The organism is Streptomyces sp. NPDC018029 (assembly GCF_044327655.1).
GTDB lineage: Bacteria > Actinomycetota > Actinomycetes > Streptomycetales > Streptomycetaceae > Streptomyces.
On record NZ_JBIRFV010000011.1, the window covers coordinates 332,242 to 352,661 of the forward strand.

Annotated in this window: 10 protein-coding genes; 6 read left to right on the forward strand and 4 right to left on the reverse strand. The window is 71.0% G+C overall.

The features are described 5' to 3' along the window. Window positions 1-111 precede the first annotated feature (111 nt). The 5 genes from ACH4D5_RS31545 (at window position 112) to ACH4D5_RS31565 (ending at window position 8,696) form a co-directional block, all read left to right on the forward strand. Entirely contained in the window at window positions 112-1,998 is a 1,887-nt protein-coding gene (locus ACH4D5_RS31545) for an ABC transporter ATP-binding protein (RefSeq protein WP_398308982.1), read from the forward strand. Then, entirely contained in the window at window positions 1,995-3,881 is a 1,887-nt protein-coding gene (locus ACH4D5_RS31550) for an ABC transporter ATP-binding protein (RefSeq protein WP_398308985.1), read from the forward strand. Before ACH4D5_RS31545 ends, ACH4D5_RS31550 begins: the two co-directional genes overlap by 4 nt. Then, on the forward strand, window positions 3,878-4,420 hold the full coding sequence (locus ACH4D5_RS31555; RefSeq protein WP_398308988.1) for an SMI1/KNR4 family protein: 543 nt from the start codon (window positions 3,878-3,880) through the stop codon (window positions 4,418-4,420). Before ACH4D5_RS31550 ends, ACH4D5_RS31555 begins: the two co-directional genes overlap by 4 nt. A 292-nt stretch (window positions 4,421-4,712) precedes the next feature. Continuing rightward, complete coding sequence (locus ACH4D5_RS31560) at window positions 4,713-6,785, forward strand: M4 family metallopeptidase (protein WP_398308991.1); 2,073 nt, start codon at window positions 4,713-4,715, stop codon at window positions 6,783-6,785. 279 nt (window positions 6,786-7,064) lie between these two features. After that, window positions 7,065-8,696 carry a M4 family metallopeptidase gene (locus tag ACH4D5_RS31565; protein WP_398308994.1) on the forward strand — a complete coding sequence of 544 codons (1,632 nt, stop codon included), beginning with the start codon at window positions 7,065-7,067 and terminating at the stop codon, window positions 8,694-8,696. A gap of 71 nt (window positions 8,697-8,767) precedes the next feature. Here ACH4D5_RS31565 and ACH4D5_RS31570 read toward each other — a convergent pair whose 3' ends face one another. The 4 genes from ACH4D5_RS31570 to ACH4D5_RS31585 all read right to left on the reverse strand — a co-directional run bounded on the left by ACH4D5_RS31570 (window position 8,768) and on the right by ACH4D5_RS31585 (window position 18,144). Continuing rightward, complete coding sequence (locus ACH4D5_RS31570) at window positions 8,768-9,322, reverse strand: hypothetical protein (RefSeq protein WP_398308997.1); 555 nt, start codon at window positions 9,320-9,322, stop codon at window positions 8,768-8,770. A gap of 10 nt (window positions 9,323-9,332) precedes the next feature. Further along, window positions 9,333-13,826 carry an RHS repeat-associated core domain-containing protein gene (locus ACH4D5_RS31575; RefSeq protein WP_398309000.1) on the reverse strand — a complete coding sequence of 1,498 codons (4,494 nt, stop codon included), beginning with the start codon at window positions 13,824-13,826 and terminating at the stop codon, window positions 9,333-9,335. A gap of 161 nt (window positions 13,827-13,987) precedes the next feature. Further along, complete coding sequence (glgP, locus tag ACH4D5_RS31580) at window positions 13,988-16,615, reverse strand: alpha-glucan family phosphorylase (protein WP_398309003.1); 2,628 nt, start codon at window positions 16,613-16,615, stop codon at window positions 13,988-13,990. 86 nt (window positions 16,616-16,701) lie between these two features. After that, window positions 16,702-18,144 (reverse strand): carboxylesterase/lipase family protein, encoded by a 1,443-nt coding sequence (locus tag ACH4D5_RS31585; protein ID WP_398309006.1) that lies wholly within the window; start codon window positions 18,142-18,144, stop codon window positions 16,702-16,704. Between the two features lie 295 nt (window positions 18,145-18,439). On the opposite strand from ACH4D5_RS31585, the gene ACH4D5_RS31590 reads away from it, so the two are divergent. Further along, on the forward strand, window positions 18,440-20,420 hold a 1,981-nt coding region (locus ACH4D5_RS31590; protein WP_398309009.1), incomplete at its 3' end, for an alpha-1,4-glucan--maltose-1-phosphate maltosyltransferase.

The following is a 20,420-nucleotide window of genomic DNA, read 5'->3' on the forward strand; positions in this document are numbered from 1 at the left end:
CTGAGGGGTTCGGCGGCATCGCTGCGTCCGGGGCCATGGCCTCGGTGTGTCCACCTTCGCGGTCCGAAACTCGGTGGGCTGTGTCAGTGGCGATCCGTAGGCTCGCTCCTGATGCCGAAATCAGCTGCCCCTGCCAAGGATCGGTCCACCGTACGGACGCTGTTGCGCCTCTGGCCGTATGTGCGACCGGTGCGAACTCGCCTCGCCGTCGCGGCGGTTGTCGCGATCGTCGCCTCCTGTACGGGGCTCGTGTTCCCCCTCGTACTGAAGTGGATGGTGGACGGTCCGGTGGCCGACCGGGACTCGGCGGGGGTGTGGCTCGGGGCGCTGCTGCTCCTGCTGCTCGGTGTCACGGAGGCGCTGCTGTTCGGCCTGCGGAGGTGGCTGGTGGCCCGGCCCCTCGCGGGCGTCGAGGCGGCGATGCGGGCCGACCTCTACCGCCATCTGCAGCGGCTGCCGGTGGCCTTCCACGACCGGTGGGCGTCCGGCCAGCTCCTGTCGCGCGGGACGACGGATCTGATGCTGCTGCGCATGTTCCTCGCCTTCCCGCTGACGTTCCTGCTGGTCAACGGCGCGACCATTGTGGTCGGCGTGATCATCCTGCTCGGCCAGGACTTCACGCTCGGGCTTGTGCTGCTCGCGCCCGTGGCCCCTATGGTGATCGCCCTCGCGTACTACGAGGGGCGGTACACCGCCGTGGCGCGGCGCGCGCAGGACCAGGTCGGTGACCTGACGACGGTCGTCGAGGAGAGCGTGCTCGGCATCCGCATCATCAAGGGCTTCGGCCGCCACCGCAGCCAGGCGCGCGCGTTCCGCGAGCTCTCGCACACGCTGCGCGGCACGGAGCTGGCCAAGGCGCGGATCCTCGCCGCGATCTACGCGGTGATCATGACGCTGCCGGAGGTCGCGATCGGGGCGGCGCTGGTGATCGGCACGGTGCGGGTCGCGGACGGCGGCCTGTCGGCGGGCACGCTGGTCGCGTTCCTGTCGACGGCGCTGGCGCTGCGGTGGCCGGTGGAGTCGATCGGTTTCCTGCTCGCGATGAGCCAGGAGTCGGCGACGGCCACGGAGCGGTACTTCGAGGTGCTGGACGCGGAGCCGGAGGGGGCGGGGGCCCCTCAGAAGGCGTTGGGGCCGGGCGACAGTGGTCACGACGTGCTTGCCGCGGACGGAGACGGTCTGCGGTTCCACGGTGTGGAGTTCCGTTATCCCGACGCCGCGCCGGACGCGCCCCCCGTCCTCGCACGCGTCGACCTGCACATCCGCTCCGGCGAGACGATGGCGCTCGTCGGCGCGACCGGCAGCGGCAAGACGACGCTGACCGCGCTGGTGCCCCGGCTGCACGAGGTGACCGGCGGCCGCATCACCCTGGACGGCGAGGACATCACGGCGATGGACCGCGAACGCCTCCGTACGCTCGTCGCCGTCGCCTTCGAGGAGCCCACACTGTTCTCCGCGACGGTCGGCGAGAACGTCCTCATGGGCGCCGAAAAGACTGCCGGTGAGGCCGAGTTGGCTCGCGCGCTCGACGTGGCGCAGGCCGACTTCGCGTACGCGCTGCCGCACGGCACCGACACGCAGGTCGGCGAGCAGGGCCTGAGCCTCTCCGGCGGCCAGCGCCAACGTCTCGCCCTGGCCCGCGCGGTGGTGGGCCGCCCCCGCTTCCTGGTCCTCGACGACCCGCTCTCCGCCCTCGACGTCCATACGGAGGCGCTGGTGGAGGCGGCGCTGCGGCGGGTCCTCGCGGACACGACCGCGCTGATCGTCGCCCACCGCCCTTCCACGGTGCTGCTCGCCGACCGGGTCGCCCTGCTGTCGGGCGGCCGCGTCGCCGCCGTCGGCACGCACCAGGAGCTGCTGCGGGAGAGCGCGGAGTACGCGTGGCTGATGTCGGGAGCCGAAGCCCCCGACCCCGTCGCCGAAGCCCCCGACTCCACCGCCGGGCAGCCCCACTCCACCCCCACCGCTCCCCACCCCTCCCAGGAGGCTTCCCGATGACCTCGTCGACGCCCGTCCGGGAGAAGCCCGCAGGTCCCGACCCCGAGGAGCCGGACCTCGCGGCGGGCCGGGCCGGGGTGGACGACCCCTTCGACAAGGACGAGCTGCCCGCACCACCGGGCGCCACCCGCACCCTGCTGCTCTCCCTGCTTTCACCGCTGCGCGGCCGCGTCACGCTGGCCGCCGTGCTGCTCCTCGTCCAGCAGGCCGTGGTGCAGGCGGGGCCGCTGCTCGTCGCGTACGCCATCGACCGGGGCGTGCCCGCCGTGCGTGCCGACGACTACGGCCCGCTGATCGCGGTCGGCGTCGGCTATCTGTGCTGCGCGGCCGCCTCCGGTGCCCTCCAGTACGCGTTCATCGTCGCCTCCGCGCGCGTGAACCAGGACGTACTGCTCGACCTGCGCGGCCGCATCTTCCGGCACGCGCAGGCGCTCAGCGTCGACTTCCACGAGCGGTACACCTCGGGCAGGCTCATCTCCCGCTCCACCACCGACGTCGAGTCACTGCGCGAGCTGCTCAGCGAGGGCCTCCAGGAGCTGCTCACGGTCCTGCCGTCCTTCGTCTACATCTCGGCGATGCTGCTCTGGCTGGATCTCGGTCTCGGCGCGGTGGCCGTGGCGTCGTTCGTGCCGCTGTACCTCCTCATACGCCTGTACCAGCGGCGTGCAGCGGTCCTTTTCCGCGACCGTTCGACGGCCATCGCCGCCGTCATCGTGAAGTTCGCGGAGACGATGAACGGCATCCGGCCGGTGCGGGCCTTCCGCAGGGAGCGGGCCAACGACGCGGAGTTCGCCGTGCTCAACCAGCGGCACGAGCGGACCAACGGCGCCGCGATCCTGGAGATGGCCCGCTATGTGGTCGGCTCCCGGCTGGTCGCGAACACGGCTGTGGCCGGCATCGTCCTGTGGGGCGCCCAACGCGTCGCGGACGGCGGGCTCGCGCTCGGCGTGCTGGCCGCCGCCGTGCTGTACCTGCGGCGCCTGTACGACCCGATCGACCGGCTCGGCATGTTCCTCAACTCCTACCAGTCGGCGGCCGCCTCCCTGGAGAAGATCGCGGGGCTGCTCGCCCAGACGCCGACGGTGCCCGAACCGGAGGCCTCGGCGACCCGCCCCCTGCCCGTCCTGGAGTCGGACCAGCCGGGCCGCGAAGTCCGGTTCGACGGCGTGCGGTTCGCGTACCGCACGGGCGGCGAGGTGCTGCCGCGCTTCGACCTGACGCTGCCCGCCGGGCAGACCGTCGCCGTGGTCGGCACCACCGGCGCGGGCAAGTCCACGCTGGCGAAGCTGCTCGCCCGCTTCTACGACCCGACGGAGGGCCGCGTCCTCCTCGACGGCGTCGACCTGCGGGAGCTGTCGGGCGCCGAGCTGCGGCGCGGGGTGGTGATGGTGACCCAGGAGGCGTTCCTGTTCTCCGGGACGGTCGCGGAGAACATCGCGATCGGCCGCCCCGACGCCACCCGCGCGGACATCGAACGCGCCGCGAAGGCCATCGGCGCCCATGACTTCATCACCTCGCTCCCCGACGGCTACGACACGGACGTACGCAAGCGGGGCGGCCGCATCTCGGCGGGCCAGCGCCAACTGGTCGCCTTCGCGCGAGCGCTCCTCGCCGACCCCGCGGTGCTGATCCTCGACGAGGCGACCAGCTCGCTTGACATCCCGGGCGAGCGGGCCGTGCAGCACGCCATGCACACGGTGCTGCGCGGCCGCACCGCCGTGGTGATCGCCCACCGCCTCTCCACGGTGGAGATCGCGGACCGGGTGCTGGTCATGGAACACGGCCGGGTGGTGGAGGACGGCAGCCCCGACGACCTCATCGCGGGCACGGGCTCGTTCGCGGAACTCCATCGCGCGTGGCGGGAGAGCGTGGTGAGCCCGTGACCCCCGCCCTGAGTCGCCTCACCCAACTGCTGCCGATGCCCACCACCACGAGTCCCGCCCCCACCTGGGACACGGCCGAGACCGCTCTGGGGGCCGCCCTGCCCGCGGATTACCGGGAGCTCGTCGAGGCGTACGGCGGTGGTTTCGTCGACGGCTATCTGCTGCTCCTGGAGCCGGGGTGTGCCAACGACGTGTACGACCTGCTCAAGGTCTCGGCGGAGCGCGAGGAGGCCAATGCCTCGCTGTGGCAGTTCGAGGACAGGCCGAGCGAGATGGAGGCCGACGGCAACCGGCTGGTCTGCTGGGGGACCACGGACAACGGGGAGTACCTGTACTGGCTGGTGGAGCCGGGTGATGATCCCGACTCCCGGGCCGTGATGGTCAACAGCGCGTCCGGGGAGGAATGGGAGCGGTACGACATGACGGTGACCCGGTTCCTCGTTGCCGTCCTCGGCGGCGAGGTGCGGTCGCACATCTTGTGGGACGAGTTTCCGCGGGCCACGCACGAGTTCCGCGCCGCGACCGAGATGGGCGCGTAGGCGAGCCGGTCGCCGGCGTCGGAGGTCAAGGCGCCGCACCGCATACCGAACCCCTCCAACCGGCCAACGGACTATTTCCGGCCAACTATTGACGCGGTCCTGACAGGGATGGCGCTCCGGTGTCACTCTTCCCTCGACCGTCGCACGCCTTTCAACAAGGCGACGGTTTCTCTTCACGCAACACCCGTTGTGCACCGCCCAGTTCTGCGTTCCGCCTTGTTCTGCCCGGACGGCGACCCAGCCGTCCGGTAGCTCTGGCCGCGCACCCGCCGCGGCCGCGCAGAAGGAGTCCGTGTTGAGAAGCACCTCCCACAGACACACCCCCCGCACCCGTTCCGTCCGCACGCGTGCGACCGCCGCCGGCGCGCTCTCCGCCGTCGCCGCGCTCCTTGCCGTCGCCGTTCAGGCAGGCCCCGCCTCGGCCGATGACCCGGCCGCCAAGGCGAGCCCCGCGGCGGCCCAGAAGCTCGGCAAGGTCGACCCGGGCGCGCTCGCCGTCAAGCTCTCGCCCGCCCAGCGCGCCGAGCTCATACGTGACGCCAACGCCACCAAGGCGGACACCGCCAAGGACCTGGGCCTCGGCGCCAAGGAGAAGCTCGTCGTCCGCGACGTCACGAAGGACCGCGACGGCACCGTCCACACCCGCTACGAGCGCACCTACGACGGCCTGCCCGTCCTCGGCGGCGACATGGTGGTCGACACCGCGAAGTCCGGGAAGACCGAGGGCGTCACCAAGGCCGTGAAGGCGCAGCTCAAGGGCGTCGACATGAGCGCCGAGGTGAAGGCGTCGGCCGCGGAGAAGCAGGCGCTCGGCGCCGCGAAGGCCGAGGGCTCGAAGAAGACCGACGCGGACCGTGCGCCGCGCAAGGTCGTGTGGCTGGCCAAGGGCGAGCCGGTCCTCGCGTACGAGACCGTGGTCGGCGGCCTGCAGCACGACGGCACGCCGAACGAGCTGCACGTCATCACGGACGCCGCCACCGGCAAGAAGCTCTTCCAGTGGCAGGGCATCGAGAACGGCACCGGCAACACGCAGTACAGCGGGCAGGTGACGCTGGGGACGGCGCAGTCCGGGTCCAACTACACCCTGACCGACACCGCCCGCGGCAGCCACAAGACGTACAACCTGAACCGCGGCACCTCCGGCACCGGCACCCTCTTCTCGGGCCCCGACGACGTGTGGGGCAACGGACTGCCCTCCAACCTGGAGACCGCGGGCGCCGACGCGCACTACGGCGCGGCACTCACCTGGGACTACTACAAGAACGTGCACGGCCGCAGCGGCATCCGCGGCGACGGCGTCGGCGCGTACTCGCGCGTCCACTACGGCAACAACTACGTCAACGCCTTCTGGTCGGACGCCTGCTTCTGCATGACGTACGGCGACGGCGCGGGCAACGCCAAGCCGCTCACCTCGATCGACGTCGCGGCGCACGAGATGACGCACGGCGTGACGGCCGCCACCGGCAACATGACCTACAGCGGCGAGTCCGGCGGCCTGAACGAGGCCACCTCCGACATCTTCGCGGCCGCCGTCGAGTTCAACGCCAACAACGCCCAGGACAAGGGCGACTACTACGTCGGCGAGAAGATCGACATCAACGGCGACGGCACCCCGCTGCGCTACATGGACAAGCCGAGCAAGGACGGCTCGTCCAAGGACTCGTGGTACTCGGGCATCGGCAACATCGACGTGCACTACTCGTCGGGTGTCGCCAACCACTTCTACTACCTGCTGAGCGAGGGCAGCGGCAAGAAGGAGATCAACGGCGTCCAGTACGACTCGCCGACCTCCGACGGCCTGCCGGTCACGGGCATCGGCCGGGACAAGGCGTCGCTGATCTGGTTCAAGGCGCTCACCACGAAGTTCACCACGACCACCAACTACGCGGCGGCCCGCACCGGGACGCTCGCGGTGGCCGGTGAGCTGTACGGCACCAGCAGCGCCGAGTACGCGGCCGTCGCCCACGCCTGGGCCGCCGTGAACGTCGGCGCCCGCCCCGGCGGCGAGACGCCCGGCACCGACTTCGAGAACACCACGGACGTCGCCATTCCGGACAACGGCGCCGCGGTCACCTCCTCGGTCAACGTCACCGGCCGCACCGGCAACGCGCCCAGCGCCCTGAAGGTCGGCGTCGACATCGTGCACACCTGGCGCGGTGACCTGAAGGTCGACCTGCTCGCCCCCGACGGGACGGTCTACCCCCTGAAGCCCGCCAGCTCCTCGGACTCGGCGGACAACGTCAAGGAGACCTACACGGTCAACGCCTCCTCCGAGGTGGCCAACGGCACCTGGAAGCTGCGCGTCCAGGACGTGGCCCGGCAGGACACCGGCTACATCAACAGCTGGAAGGTCACCTTCCCGTAAGCCGGGCAGTTCCGTAGTCCTACAGCTCCACAGTTCCGCGGTACCGCACAGACACGCCGCCGCTCCGGGTGATCAACTCCCCGGGGCGGCGCGCGCGTTGTGGGCCTCCGCCTTCACCGCCCGTTCGCATTGCGTATGTTGACCATCGCTCAACGGACGAATTCCGGCCAACATCCAGCCGGGGTCCTGACATGTACCTGCTGCCGGTGACACGCTTCCCCACGCGTCCGGGTAGCCCCCCACGCCACCCGGTTCTCTCCCCCCACAGAAGGAGCCTGCGTGACCCCCCACATATCCCGTAAGCGTTCGACGCTCGCCATCGCCACCGCCGTCGCCGCCGGGGCGCTGCTCACCGCCGGGCTGACCACCGGCGCCTCCGCCGAGCCGGCCAAGGACGCCACGTCGTCCGGCTCCCCCGTCAGCCTGTCGGCCACGGCCCGCGCGGGCCTCCTCCAGGACGCGAACGCCGACAAGGCCGCCACCGCCGACAAGATCGGCCTGGGCGCCAAGGAGAAGCTGGTCGTCCGCGACGTCGTCAAGGACGCCGACGGCACCACCCACACCCGCTACGAGCGCACCTACGACGGCCTGCCCGTCCTCGGCGGCGACCTCGTCGTGCACACCGCCAAGAGCGGCAAGGTGGAGGGTGTCACGAAGGCCACGAAGGCCACCGTGAAGGTCGCCTCCACCGACGCGAAGCTCCCCAAGTCCTCGGTCGCCGAGTCCGCCGAGTCGACCGCCGCCAAGGCGAAGACCGCCAAGGCCGACGCACAGGCGCCGCGCAAGGTCATCTGGGCCGCCTCCGGCAAGCCCGTCCTCGCGTACGAGACCGTCGTCACCGGCGTGCAGAAGGACGGCACCCCCAGCAGACTGCACGTCATCACGGACGCCGCGACCGGCAAGAAGCTGTACCAGCACCAGGCCATCGAGAACGGCACCGGCAACAGCCAGTACAGCGGCAAGGTCGAGCTCGGCACGAAGAAGGGCGGCAGCGGGTTCGAGCTGACCGACGACTCGCGCGGCGGCCACGGCACGTACGACCTGAACCACGCCCAGGGCGGCAACGGCAAGCTCGTCACGGACGACGACGACACATGGGGCACGGGCAAGCCGGACGACGTCCAGACCGCCGCCGTCGACGCCGCCTACGGCGCCCAGCTCACCTGGGACTACTACAAGTCCGTGCACGGCCGCAGCGGCATCAACGGCGACGGCAAGGGCGCGACCTCGCGGGTCCACTACGGCAACAACTACGTCAACGCCTTCTGGGACGACAGCTGCTTCTGCATGACCTACGGCGACGGCGAGGGCAACAAGAAGCCCCTCACCTCGATCGACGTCGCGGCCCACGAGATGACCCACGGCGTCACCTCGGCGACCGGCAACATGGAGTACAGCGGCGAGTCCGGCGGCCTCAACGAAGCCACCTCCGACATCTTCGCCACCGCCGTCGAGTTCAACGCCAAGAACCCCGAGGACGTCGGCGACTACCTCATCGGCGAGGAGATCGACATCAACGGCGACGGCTCCCCGCTGCGCCACATGGACAAGCCCAGCAAGGACGGCTCGTCCCTGGACAGCTGGAGCGCGGACGCGGGCAACGCCGACGTCCACCACTCCTCGGGCATCGCCAACCACTTCTTCTACCTGCTGTCCGAGGGCAGCGGCGCGAAGGAGATCAACGGCGTCAAGTACGACTCGCCGACCGCCGACGGCTCCAAGGTCGAGGGCATCGGACGCGACAAGGCCGAGAAGATCTGGTTCAAGGCCCTGACGGCGTACTTCACCTCGACGACCGACTACAAGGCGGCCCGCGAGGGCACGCTGAAGGCGGCCACGGATCTTTACGGGGCGGACTCGGCGGAGGTCAAGGCAGTGGGCGCTGCCTGGACGGGCGTCGCGGTCAAGTAGGCCCTCACAACCGGCTCGACGGGCGGCACCCGGAGGGGAATTCCTTTCTCCCTCCGGGTGCCGCCTTTTGCCTACTCCGTTCTCAGCTCGCGGCTTCCGGCCCGGTTCTTCGCGATGTTCCGCGTCTTCTTCGTACGGGCCGACTCGGCGACCACGGCGAGTACGTCCGGCGATTTCGAGAACTCGGCGAGGTGGCGCTGCATCCAGTCCGTGACCTCCGCCAGCTCGTCGGCTGTCGGCACGTGACCGTCCTTGACGGACAGGTGGAACAGCCAGTCGTGGACGCGGCGGCGGACGAACTCGCGGTGCCCCTCGGCCTCGAACCGGTCGATCTCCGGCAGCAGTCCGTCCGACCACTCCCGGAACTCGGCAGGACCGGACGCCCGCATCGCGATCTCGTCCACGAGGGCGACCACCGCCGTCTTGGCCGCCATCTCGTCGGGGTCGCGCAGGATCGTGGCCACGATCGCGCGGTCCCGGTCGCGGCCGGGCGAGTCAGCGATCACCGAGACGACGCGTTGGTACGCGGACGAGCGCAGGTGATCGTCCGTGACGGCCTCGTCCACGTCCACGTCCTCGATGCCGGCCTCCGCCAGCAACGCGGCCACATCGGAATGCAATGTCATCGTTTCTTCCCTACTTGCAGGGTTTCTTGGCGGCCTCGGCGGCCTCGCGCTGCTCCTTCGCAGCCCGCTCCTCCGCCTGACTCCGCCTGCCGAGCTTCCTGACGGCGGTCCTGATCTGCGGCTTGAAGTGCTCCACCGCCTGTCGCTGCTTGCTCGAAAGCTCCGGCTGGTTGTGGAGGGGTTTGCCGTTCGCCCCGATTCTGACCTCGCGGCCCCCGCCACCGGTGACATGAGCGTGCGCCGGCTTGTCCACGTCGTACTCGTGCACGACGATCTTCACCCCGTTCTTGCTGACGTCGAGGAGGGAAAGGCCGAGGGGGTCGATCCACATGAACGGGTTGGGGACGTAACTGTGCGGACCGAAGCCACCGGCGAGACCGATCGGGTCCGGCGTGAGGTAGCGGGCGGTCTCGGGGTCGTAGTGCCGGAAGTAGTTGTAGTGCAGCCCCGTCTCGGGGTCGTAGTACTGGCCGGGGAAACGCAGGGGTGTATAGGCGGTGGCGCTTCGGTTCCAGGCGGTGGTGCCCCAGAGGGTGGTCCTGGTGCGCCAGGCGATGTCGCCCTGCTCGTCGAGGAGTTCGGTCGGGGTGCCGACGAGGTCCGTGACGATGGCGTAGAAGTGGGCGTCCACTTCTTCGTCGGTGAGGTGTTTGCGCTCTGTCTGCGCCAGGGGGCACAGGCCGTCGTGGTCCCAGGTGAGGGTCACCGACTCCGGTGCGCCCGGGGTGTGGCTCGTCTGTTCGCAGAGGGTCATGTCGTCCCAGGTGAAGTCGGTCTGTTCCGCCACCCCCTCTTCCGTCATGCGCTGTTTGGATATCCGGCGGCCCAGGGGGTCGTAGAGGTAGCGCCACCTTGTGCCGTCGGGGGTCACCACGGACGTGAGGCGGTCTTCCGCGTCCCATTCGTAGTGCCAGGTGTCGGGTTTGCGGGACAGGCGGGTCTTCTGGCGCAGGGTGGTGCGTCCTGCCGCGTCGTATTCGTAGCGGACGCCGCCTGCCGCGGTGATACGGGTGCCGGTGTAGGCGCGGGGGCCTGTCGCCTCCTGGCCCGGCATGGGGGCGGGCCACGAGGCGTCGGTCTGGTTGCCCGCCTTGTCGTAGGCGTAGGTCTCCGTCCAGCCCGCCGCGCGGACCGCTGTCACGCGGCCTGCCGCGTCCAGGTCGAAGTGGCGCGTGCCGTTGAGCCGGTCCTCCACGCCGGTCAGATGGTCGTCCGCACGGTACGTGTACTCCCGGTGCTGGACGGGCTTGCTGCCCGGGCCCATCAGTTCCTGCTTCGTCAGACGGCCCACCACGTCGTACACGTTCGTCAGCGTCAGGGCCTCGCCGACCGTGCGGGTGAGTTCCCGGCCCGCCCCGTCGTGCGTGAACGCCAGCCTCCGCCCGGACGCGGTCAGCTCGGTGACCCTGCCTGCCGCGTCGTACGTCCAGGTGCTCGTCGCGCCGGACGGCGTGGTGCGGGCGGTGCGGCGGCCCAGTGCGTCGTAGGTGTGGGTCAGGGTGCGGCCGTTGACCGTCTCCGAGATCAGACGGCTCGCCCTGTCCCGCTCCAGGGTCAGCGTCACGTCCGGGCTCACCGCCGCGGTGAGGTCGCCTGCCGCGTCATAGGTGAAGCGCGTGATCGAGGCGCCCGCCACGTCCTGCGTGACCGTCCGGCCCAGCGCGTCCCGCTCGAAGGTGATCTCGTCGCCCGTGGCCGTCGTACGGCTCAGCAACTGGCCGGCCGCGTCGTGGGTGTACGTCAGCGTGCGGCCGTCGAAGTCCGTCTCCGCCACCAGGCGGCCCGCCGGGTCGTACTCGTAACTCCAAGTCAGGCCTTGCGGGTTGGTGACCTTGCGGAGCTGGAGCTGGGTGTCGTGGTCGAATTCGTAGCGGACGCCGTCGGGGTCCGTGCGGGCCGCGATCAGGTCGAAGTGCGTGTAGGCGTGTGTCGTGGTCGCGCCCATCGCGTCCGTGTGCGAGACGCAGTTGCCCTCGCCGTCGTACGTCCACGACTCCGACGAGCCGTCCGCCTCCGTGCGCCGCGCCAGCTTGCCCTCGACCGTCCACTCGAGGCGCGTGGCCGCGCCCGTCGGGTCCGTGATCGTGATGACGCGGCCGAAGGCGTCGAGGTCGTAGCGGGTCACCGCGCCCAGCGGGTCCGTGACCTCCAGCGGCAGGCCCGCCGCGTTGCAGCGCAGCTCGGTGGTGTGGCCGAGGGGGTCCGTGATGGTGGACACGGCTCCGGTGGCGTCGTGGGTGAAGTGGTGGGTCATGCCGTCGCGGGTGGTCACGCTGGTGCGGTTGCCGCGCTCGTCCCATGTCTGGCGCTCGACGGCGTCGTCCGGGCCGACGATCTCGACCGGCAGGTTGAGTTCGTTGTAGACGGCGGTGACGCACGTGCCGTCCGGAGCGCGTGTCGCGATCAGATTGCCGTGCTCGTCCCAGGTGTTCTCGGTGCGGTGCCCCAGCGCGTCGGTGCGGGCGAGCAGGTTGTTCCAGCTGTCCCACTCGGTGTGGACGGTGCCGCCCAGCGGGTCCGTCTCGGAGAGGAGCTGGCTGAGGTCGTTGTAGCGGTAGACGGTCGTGTGGCCGAGGGCGTCGGTGTAGCGGGTCTCCCGCTCGTCGGGGCGGTACTCGACGGTGCACGCCAGGTGGCCGGCGGTGCTCTCGCCGCGGACGCAGCGGTCTTCGGCGTCGTAGGTGAAGCGGTACCAGGTGTGGTTGCTGTCGGTCCAGGACGTGATGCGGGCGTCGTCGTCGTAGTCCAGCCGCAGCCGCACTCCGACCGAGTTGTGGACCTCGGCCAGATTGCCGACCTCGTCGTAGCCGTACGCGGTCACCAGCGTGTCGCCGGGGGCGCCCTCGGTTCCGGTATCGGTGCCGGTGTCGGGGGCGAGCAGACGCAGTGCCGTGATGCGGTCGTCGTCGGTGTCCACCTTCAGGTGGTAGCCGCCGGTGTGGCGTATCGCCGTGGGTGCGCCGGTGGCGGGGTCGTGGTCGATGTCGATGCGGTTGCCGTTGCGGTCGGTGACGGCTCGCAGCGGCAGGATCTCGTGCCGTTCGCCGGTGGAGGGCTTCTCGCCGGTGGAGGGCTTCGTCGTGTCGGGTGCGGCCGGGGGGAAGTGGCGTACGTGGCCGGTGTGCGGGTCGGCGACCGTCACCGTGCCCGCGTCGTCCATGCTCAGCGGCCAGCGGGGGCCGTGGGCGGGCAGCACCGGTTCACCGCCGGGCTCGGGGTGGGGGTAGGACAGCAGCTGGCCGTCCTCGGTGACGTAGACCAGGCCCTTGTCGTCGGTCTCGACCCGCTCGTCCAGCGTCGAGGCCCACGAGTGGCCGTACCAGTGGCCCCAGCGGTACGTGGACAGGTGGGTGCGCCGGAGGACCAGCGGGAGCAGGCCCGGCAGGGCGATGTCGGTCTGCTCCATGAGCATCTCGCCGGAGATCATGTCGATCGGGTCGCCGTTCTTGCAGCGGCCCTTGGCCGGCTTGCCCTTGCCCGCCACCTTCTTCATGCCGCCCGCGAGGGCCTTGCGGAGTCCCCCGGAACGCAGTCCACGGGCGGCAGCCTTGAGGCCCTTGGCCGCTTTGACCGCGGTGGTGAGTCCCTTGGCGCCCGGGATGCAGTCCAGGGCGGCGAAGGCGACGTCCATCAGGCCTGCTTGGCCTTTTCGATATTTGTTGAGGGTGTCGGCGAGGACGATGGCGCCGGCGACGATGACGATGGCGGCGAGGATCGGCCCGCCGATGATGATCGCGATGACGCCGACCACGGCGACGACGACCTTGCAGACGGCGACGATGGCGTCCCAGTTGTCGGTGACCCAGTCACCGATCTCCTCCCACCACTTGCGGTTCCGGATCCCCGCGTCGGACGCCTCGTCGATCTTCCGCTTCGCGGTCCCGGCCGCCTCCTCCCGCATCTTGCGGGCGTCCTCGGCCATCTTCTTCGCCGCATCCAGCGCGCTCTTGGCCGAGTCGACATCACCCTGCGCGGACTTCTGCGCCTTCTCCGCGGAGGCGGCGTTGCGGGTGGCGGCGCGGACCTTGTCCTCGTCGGGCTTGGGCACGTCCTTGCCCTTGGAGCCGCCGTCCTTGTACTTGTCGGCCTCCTTGCCCGCCTTCTCCACCCAGGAATCGGCGGAGGAGAGCCGGGACTTGGCGCTGCTGAGGTCGGCCTGCGCCTCGCGGCCCTTGACCAGCGCCTTGTCGGCCAGGCTCTGGGCGCGCTCCAGTTCCGGCCAATACGCCGACAGCGCGTCGCCCGCCATCTCGTAGCTCTTCTTGAGCTTCTTCAGCTTGTCCGGGGCGTCCTCGAACTTCTCCGTGAACGCGTCCGCGGTCTTGCCCGCCCACTGCAGGATCGCGTCCTCGCCCGCCATCCCCTTGATGTCCCGCAGGACCCGGCCCACGTCCTCGGCGAAGTCATGCAGGTTCTTCGCCAGCGACCGCACCCGGTGCGGATCACCCGGCGTCGGATCCTTGTCCAGGTCGAGCACATGCCAATCGGCCGGACGGTACGACATTGCCTATTTCCCCCGTGCAGGTAAAAATCGCGCACCCAGCGCACGCTCGCGTTCAGTGGCCGTTGCACCGGCCCGGTTGAACGTTGTCTGGGGGTCTGACGATACCTACGCGCCCCGTGGTTTCACGATGGCGGATTCTGCTCTTGCACTCGTGGTCCTTCTCACCGCATCAGCACCCCCGCCTCCTCCCCCGTCGCCTCCGACGGGACGGCGACGAGCCCCAACTCTGCGCCGCTCGCCAGCAGCCGGTGCGAGGGCAGAATCCGCACCGTGTATCCGAAGGGCCCCGTGCGGTCCAGCGCGAGGGGGCCCTCGTACACCCGGCGTCCCTGCGCGTCGGGCCCGCTCGTCGGCTTCAGCGGCACCGCGGACGCGTCGGCGATGTGGTCCTCCGGGTCGACGCGCCCCGCGAGGACCTGCACCTCCACGTCGTCCGGCGTCAGCTCCCCCAGATGCACGCGCACCCGCAGGGCGAACGTGGCGCCGAGCTCCGCGGTGGAACCGGTCGCCGACGCCTCCACGTGGTCGACGGCGACCCGGGGCCAGGCCGCCCTGACCCGGGTCTTCCAGGCGGCCAGTTCACCGGCGGCCGGCGCGTCGAGGGCGCGCTGGGCGCGCGCGGCGGGTGCGTACAGCTTCTCGACGTACTCCCGGACCATGCGGCCCGCGAGGACCTTCGGGCCGAGCCGGGTCAGCGTCCTGCGGACCATCTCGATCCAGCGGTCGGGCAGGCCGCCGGGGCCCTGTTCGTAGAAGCGGGGCGCGATGCGGTGCTCCAGGAGGTCGTAGAGGGCGGCGGCCTCCAGGTCGTCACGGCGGTCGTCGTCACCCGCCGTGCCGTCCGCGGTGGGGATGGCCCAGCCGAAGTCGGGCTCGAACCACTCGTCCCACCAGCCGTCGAGGACGGAGAGGTTGAGGCAGCCGTTCAGCGCCGCCTTCATGCCGGAGGTGCCGCACGCCTCCAGGGGCCTGAGCGGATTGTTCAGCCACACGTCGCAGCCCGGGTAGAGCTTCTGCGCCATCGCCATGCCGTAGTCCGGCAGGAACACGATGTGCCGGCGCACCCGCGGGTCGTCGGTGAACCTGACCAGCTCCTGGATGAGGCGCTTCCCGCCGTCGTCCGCCGGGTGCGCCTTGCCCGCGACGACGATCTGCACGGGCCGCTCGGGGTGGCGGAGCAGCTCCATCAGCCGGTCGCGGTCGCGCAGCATCAGCGTGAGCCGCTTGTACGAGGGGACGCGGCGCGCGAAGCCGATGGTGAGGACGTCCGGGTCGAGCACCCCGTCGATCCAGCCCAGCTCGGCGGTGGCGGCGCCGCGCTGCCGCCACGAGTCGTGCAGCCGCCGCCTGACCTCGTGGACCAGCTGTTCGCGCAGGGTGCGGCGGAGCTCCCAGATGTCGGCGTCCTGGATGTCGGCCACCGCGTCCCACCGGTCGGAGCCGCCGACGGACAGCGCGTCCTCGGTGCGGCGCTCGCCGATCTGGCGGGCGCCGAGCCGGAAGACCTCGGGGGCCACCCAGGTCGGGGCGTGCACGCCGTTGGTGACGGACACGATCGGCACCTCCTCGGCGTCGAAGCCCGGCCACAGGCCCGCGAACATCTCCCGGCTCACCGAGCCGTGCAGGGTGCTCACGCCGTTGGCGCGGCTGCCGAGCCGCAGGCCCATCACCGCCATGTTGAAGAGGTTGGGCTCGCCGCCCAGGTAGGTCTCCATGCCGAGCCGCAGGACGTCCCCCGCGTCGATGCGGGGCAGCTCGGCGCCGGGGCCGAAGTGGCGGGCGACCAGCTCGCGGTCGAAGCGGTCGATGCCGGCGGGGACGGGCGTGTGGGTGGTGAAGACCGTGCCGGCCCGGACGGATTCGAGCGCCGCGTCGAACTCGACGTCGCGCAGGGCGAGTTCATGGATGCGTTCGAGGCCGAGGAAGCCCGCGTGGCCCTCGTTCGTGTGGAAGACCTCGGGTTCGGGGTGACCGGTCAGGCGGCAGTACGCACGGACGGCACGCACGCCGCCGATGCCGAGGAGCATCTCCTGGAGCAGCCGGTGCTCGCTGCCGCCGCCGTAGAGCCGGTCGGTGACGTCGCGCTCGCCGGGGTCGTTCTCCTCGACGTCGGAGTCGAGCAGGAGCAGCGGCACGCGTCCGACCTGCGCCTGCCAGACGTGGGCGCGCAGCGACCGCCCGCCGGGCAGGGCGAGCGCCACCATCGCGGGGGTCCCGTCGTCCTCGCGCAGCAGGGCGAGGGGGAGCTCGTTCGGGTCGAGGACGGGGTAGTGCTCCTGCTGCCAGGCGTCGCGGGACAGCGACTGGCGGAAGTAGCCGTGGCGGTAGAGCAGCCCGACGCCGATGAGGGGGACGCCGAGGTCGCTGGCGGCCTTCAGGTGGTCCCCGGCGAGGATGCCGAGGCCGCCGGAGTACTGCGGCAGGGCGGCGGTGATGCCGAACTCGGGCGAGAAGTAGGCGACGGCACGCGGCAGGTGCCCGTCGTTCCTGGCCTGCTCCTGGTACCAGCGGTCCCCTGCGACGTAGTCCCGCAGGTCGTCGGCGGCCTCGTCGAGCCGCCGCAGGAAGTCCGCGTCACCGGCGAGCTCGACGAGCCGCTCGGGCGGCACCTCGCCGAGGAGCCGCACGGGGTCGCAGCCGGAGGCCTGCCACAGCCGGGGGTCGACGGACGCGAAGAGGTCACGGGTGCGCGGGTGCCAGGACCAGCGCAGGTTGCGGGCCAGCTCGGCCAGCCGGCCGAGGGGCTCGGGAAGGACGGGGCGTACGGTGAACCGACGGATGGCCTTCACTGCGACTCCACCTCTGCGGGGAATGCCCTACGTATCGACACGTATCGACCTACGTCTCGACGGTAGCGGTGATCGGGTCCCGGCAACTACGGCGCGCGGACGGGCGCAGTCGGGGTGCGGGGTGTGGCGCGCGGGGCGCGGAGTGGCCGGTTCCGGCCGTGATCACCGGTGTGCCGGGCCGGTTCGTCGTCCCAGATCCGGGTCGTGTGCCGTCCGGCCGTGTGACGCGGCCATCCGCCGCCCGGGTCGAGATCGCGGACGAAACTCACCCAGGCGGCGTGCATCGCGTCGGCCAGGGGCTGCGGCGGGGAGTCGCCCGCGGCGGCGGCGACGCCCTCCGCGCCGAGCAGGTCGAAGGCGAAGGGCAGGTCGAGGCAGTGGAAGGCGAGGCCCTGCGTGGCGCCGGGCACCGGCGTGGGCCAGGCGAACTCGTACAGCCAGGTGGGGTGCGCGCGCCGGGCGCGCGCCCGCGCGAGCGCGAGGGCCGGGCCCCGGAAGACGAGATCGGTCAGCTCCTGACCGCCGAACGCGTGGAACTCGTGCCGCGTATGGCCGAGGAGCAGCGGTATGTCCGCGGCCAGGGTGCCCTCGGTGAGCTCGGTGAGCGTCGGCCTCGGGATCAGCTCGCCGTCCGCGACCGGCCCGAGCAGCGGGCCGGGCAGCCGCTCGCGGCCGGGGCCCGGCGCGGTCAGCTCGTCCTGGAGGGCGAGCAGCCGGTCGTCGGAGAGGGGGCACAGGGCCGCCGCGGTGGCGGGCACGCCGGTGCGCCGGGTGAACAGTTCGGCCACGGCGGGGCCGACCCAGCGCTCCTGGGGGTCGATCAGCGAGCCGGACATGGATATCGCCGCGCGGAACAGGCCGCGGGCGGCCGGCATGGCGAGCAGCGTCTGGACGGCGCCGCCGCCCGCCGACTGTCCGGCGACCGTGACCCGGGCGGGGTCGCCGCCGAACGCCGCGATGTTGTCGCGCACCCACTCCAGGGCGGCGAGCCAGTCGCGCACGCCGCGGTTGTCCGGGGCGTCGGCCAGGTGCAGGAAGCCCTCGATGCCGAGCCGGTAGCCGAGCGAGACGAGGACGACGCCGTCGCGGTTGAACGCGGCCCCGTCGTACCAGGGGCTCGCCGCGGACCCGGCGACGTAGCCGCCGCCGTGGATCCAGACCAGGACGGGCAGCGCGGCTCCCGCGTCGGCGGCGGGCGTGAAGACGTTCAGGTTGAGGATGCCCGGGCCGGGGATCGTCGGCTCGGGAATGGTGGCTCCCTCGCCGAAGCCGCGGCGCTGCGCGGTCGGCCCGTACGCGGTGGCGTCCAGCGGCTCGGTCCAGGGGGCGGGCGGTGCGGGCGGCGCGAAGCGGAGGGCGCCGACGGGCGGCGCGGCATACGGGACGCCGAGGAACCGGTCCCCGCTCGCTCGCCGCTCGCCGCGGACGGGGCCGTGGGTGGTGACGACGACCGGGGCCGGGTCGTGACCGGCGCCGGTGGACGGTGCGGTGTCGTGCGTCCCGTCTCGCCGGGCATCTCGTGCGCTCATCGATGAGCCCTCCGCGTGCATCCGTCTCCTGGGTCCGGGGGGATCGTGCCAGGTTTACGCGGCATGGGCACAGACCAACAAACCTGGGGCATATGCGAATTGGGACCGGTCCGGCCATTCATGGCGGGACCGGTCTTGCATGCGCCCTTACGCACTAGTAGTTAACAAAGCGCCGGATTGCGCACCCGAAGGCTGTGGGAAGGCTCCTCCGGTACGCACTCGGCTCACGGGCCGGCACGCACCGCGGAAGTCTCCACACCCACGTATCCGTGCACGCGGACAGGAGCGGTCAGACATGCCTCTAGGCTCACCCCCGCCAGACACGTCGGCACAGCCCACGATCCCCGTCCAGGACGTACGACCCGCCGTCCACGGCGGGCGAAAACCGGCGAAGGCGGTGCCTGGAGAAACGTTCCAGGTCACCGCCACGGTCTTCCGCGAAGGACACGAGGCGGTCGCCGCCAATGTCGTCCTGCGCGATCCCGAGGGGCGCCCCGGACCCTGGACCCCCATGCGGGAGCTCGCGCCCGGCACCGACCGGTGGGGCGCCGACGTCACACCGGACGCCGAGGGGCGCTGGACGTACGCGGTGGAGGCGTGGGGCGATCCGGTCACGACCTGGCGCCACCACGCGCGGATCAAGATTCCCGCGGGGCAGGACACGGAGCTGGTCCTGGAGGAGGGCGCCCGCCTCCACGAGCGCGCCGCGTCCGGCGTCCCCCGCACCGAACGGGCCGCCGTCCTCGACGCGGCACAGGCACTGCGCGACACGGGCCGCTCACCGGCGGCCCGTCTCGCTGCCGCCCTCACCCCGGAGGTGCGGTCGGCGCTCGCGCGGTACCCGTTGCGCGAATTCGTCACCTCCTCCGAGGAGTTGCCGCTCATTGTGGAGCGGGAGCGGGCTCTCTTCGGGTCCTGGTACGAGTTCTTCCCGCGCTCGGAGGGTGCCGTCGTCGAGGAAGGTGCCCCGCCCGTCTCAGGGACGTTCCGTACCGCGGCCGAACGGCTGCCCGCCATCGCCGAGATGGGCTTCGACGTCGTCTATCTGCCGCCGATCCACCCCATCGGCTCCACCTTCCGCAAGGGGCCCAACAACTCGCTCTCGGTGGGCCGGTACGACGTCGGTGTGCCGTGGGCGATCGGCTCGCCGGAGGGCGGTCACGACGCGGTCCACCCGGACCTCGGCACGCTCGACGACTTCGACGCGTTCGTACGCCGGGCCGGCGAGCTCGGCCTCGAAGTCGCCCTGGACTTCGCGTTGCAGTGCTCGCCGGACCATCCGTGGGTGGAGAAGCACCCCGAGTGGTTCCGTCGGCGGGCGGACGGCTCCATCGCGTACGCCGAGAATCCGCCGAAGAAGTACCAGGACATCTATCCGATCGCCTTCGACAAGGACATGCCGGGGCTCATCGCCGAAACCGTGCGGCTGCTGCGGTTCTGGATGGCCCACGGCGTCCGTGTCTTCCGCGTCGACAACCCGCACACCAAACCGGTCGTGTTCTGGGAGCGGGTGCTCGCCGAGGTCAACGGCACCGACCCGGACGTCATCTTCCTCGCCGAGGCCTTCACGCGGCCCGCGATGATGCGGACGCTGGCGGCCATCGGCTTCCAGCAGTCGTACACCTACTTCACCTGGCGCAACGACAAGGCCGAACTCACCGAGTACCTCACCGAGTTGTCGCGCGAGACGGCGCACTTCCTGCGCCCCAACTTCTTCGTGAACACCCCGGACATCCTGCACGCCTACCTCCAGGAGGGCGGCCGGTCCGCCTTCGAGGTGCGGGCCGTGCTCGCCGCCACGCTGTCGCCGACGTGGGGCGTCTACAGCGGATTCGAGCTGTGCGAGAACACCGCCGTGCGGCGCGGGAGCGAGGAGTATCTGAACTCGGAGAAGTACCAACTCCGGCCCCGCGACTGGGAAGGCGCCGCCCGCCGGGGCGAGACGATCGCCCCGCTGATCACCGCCCTGAACCGGCTCCGGCGGACCAGTCCCGCACTCCGGCAACTGCGCGACCTGCACTTCCACGAAACGGACAAGGAAGCGGTGATCGCGTACTCGAAGGCGGCCGCCGACGAGCACGGATCGAACACGGTTCTGGTGGTCGTGAACCTCGACCCTCACCACACCCAGGAGGCCACGGTCTCGTTGAACATGCCGCAACTCGGCCTGGAATGGCACGAGTCCGTGCCGGTGCGCGACGAGCTCACCGGCGAGACCTACCACTGGGGCAGGGCCAACTACGTGCGCCTCGAACCGGGCCGCGCCCCCGCGCACA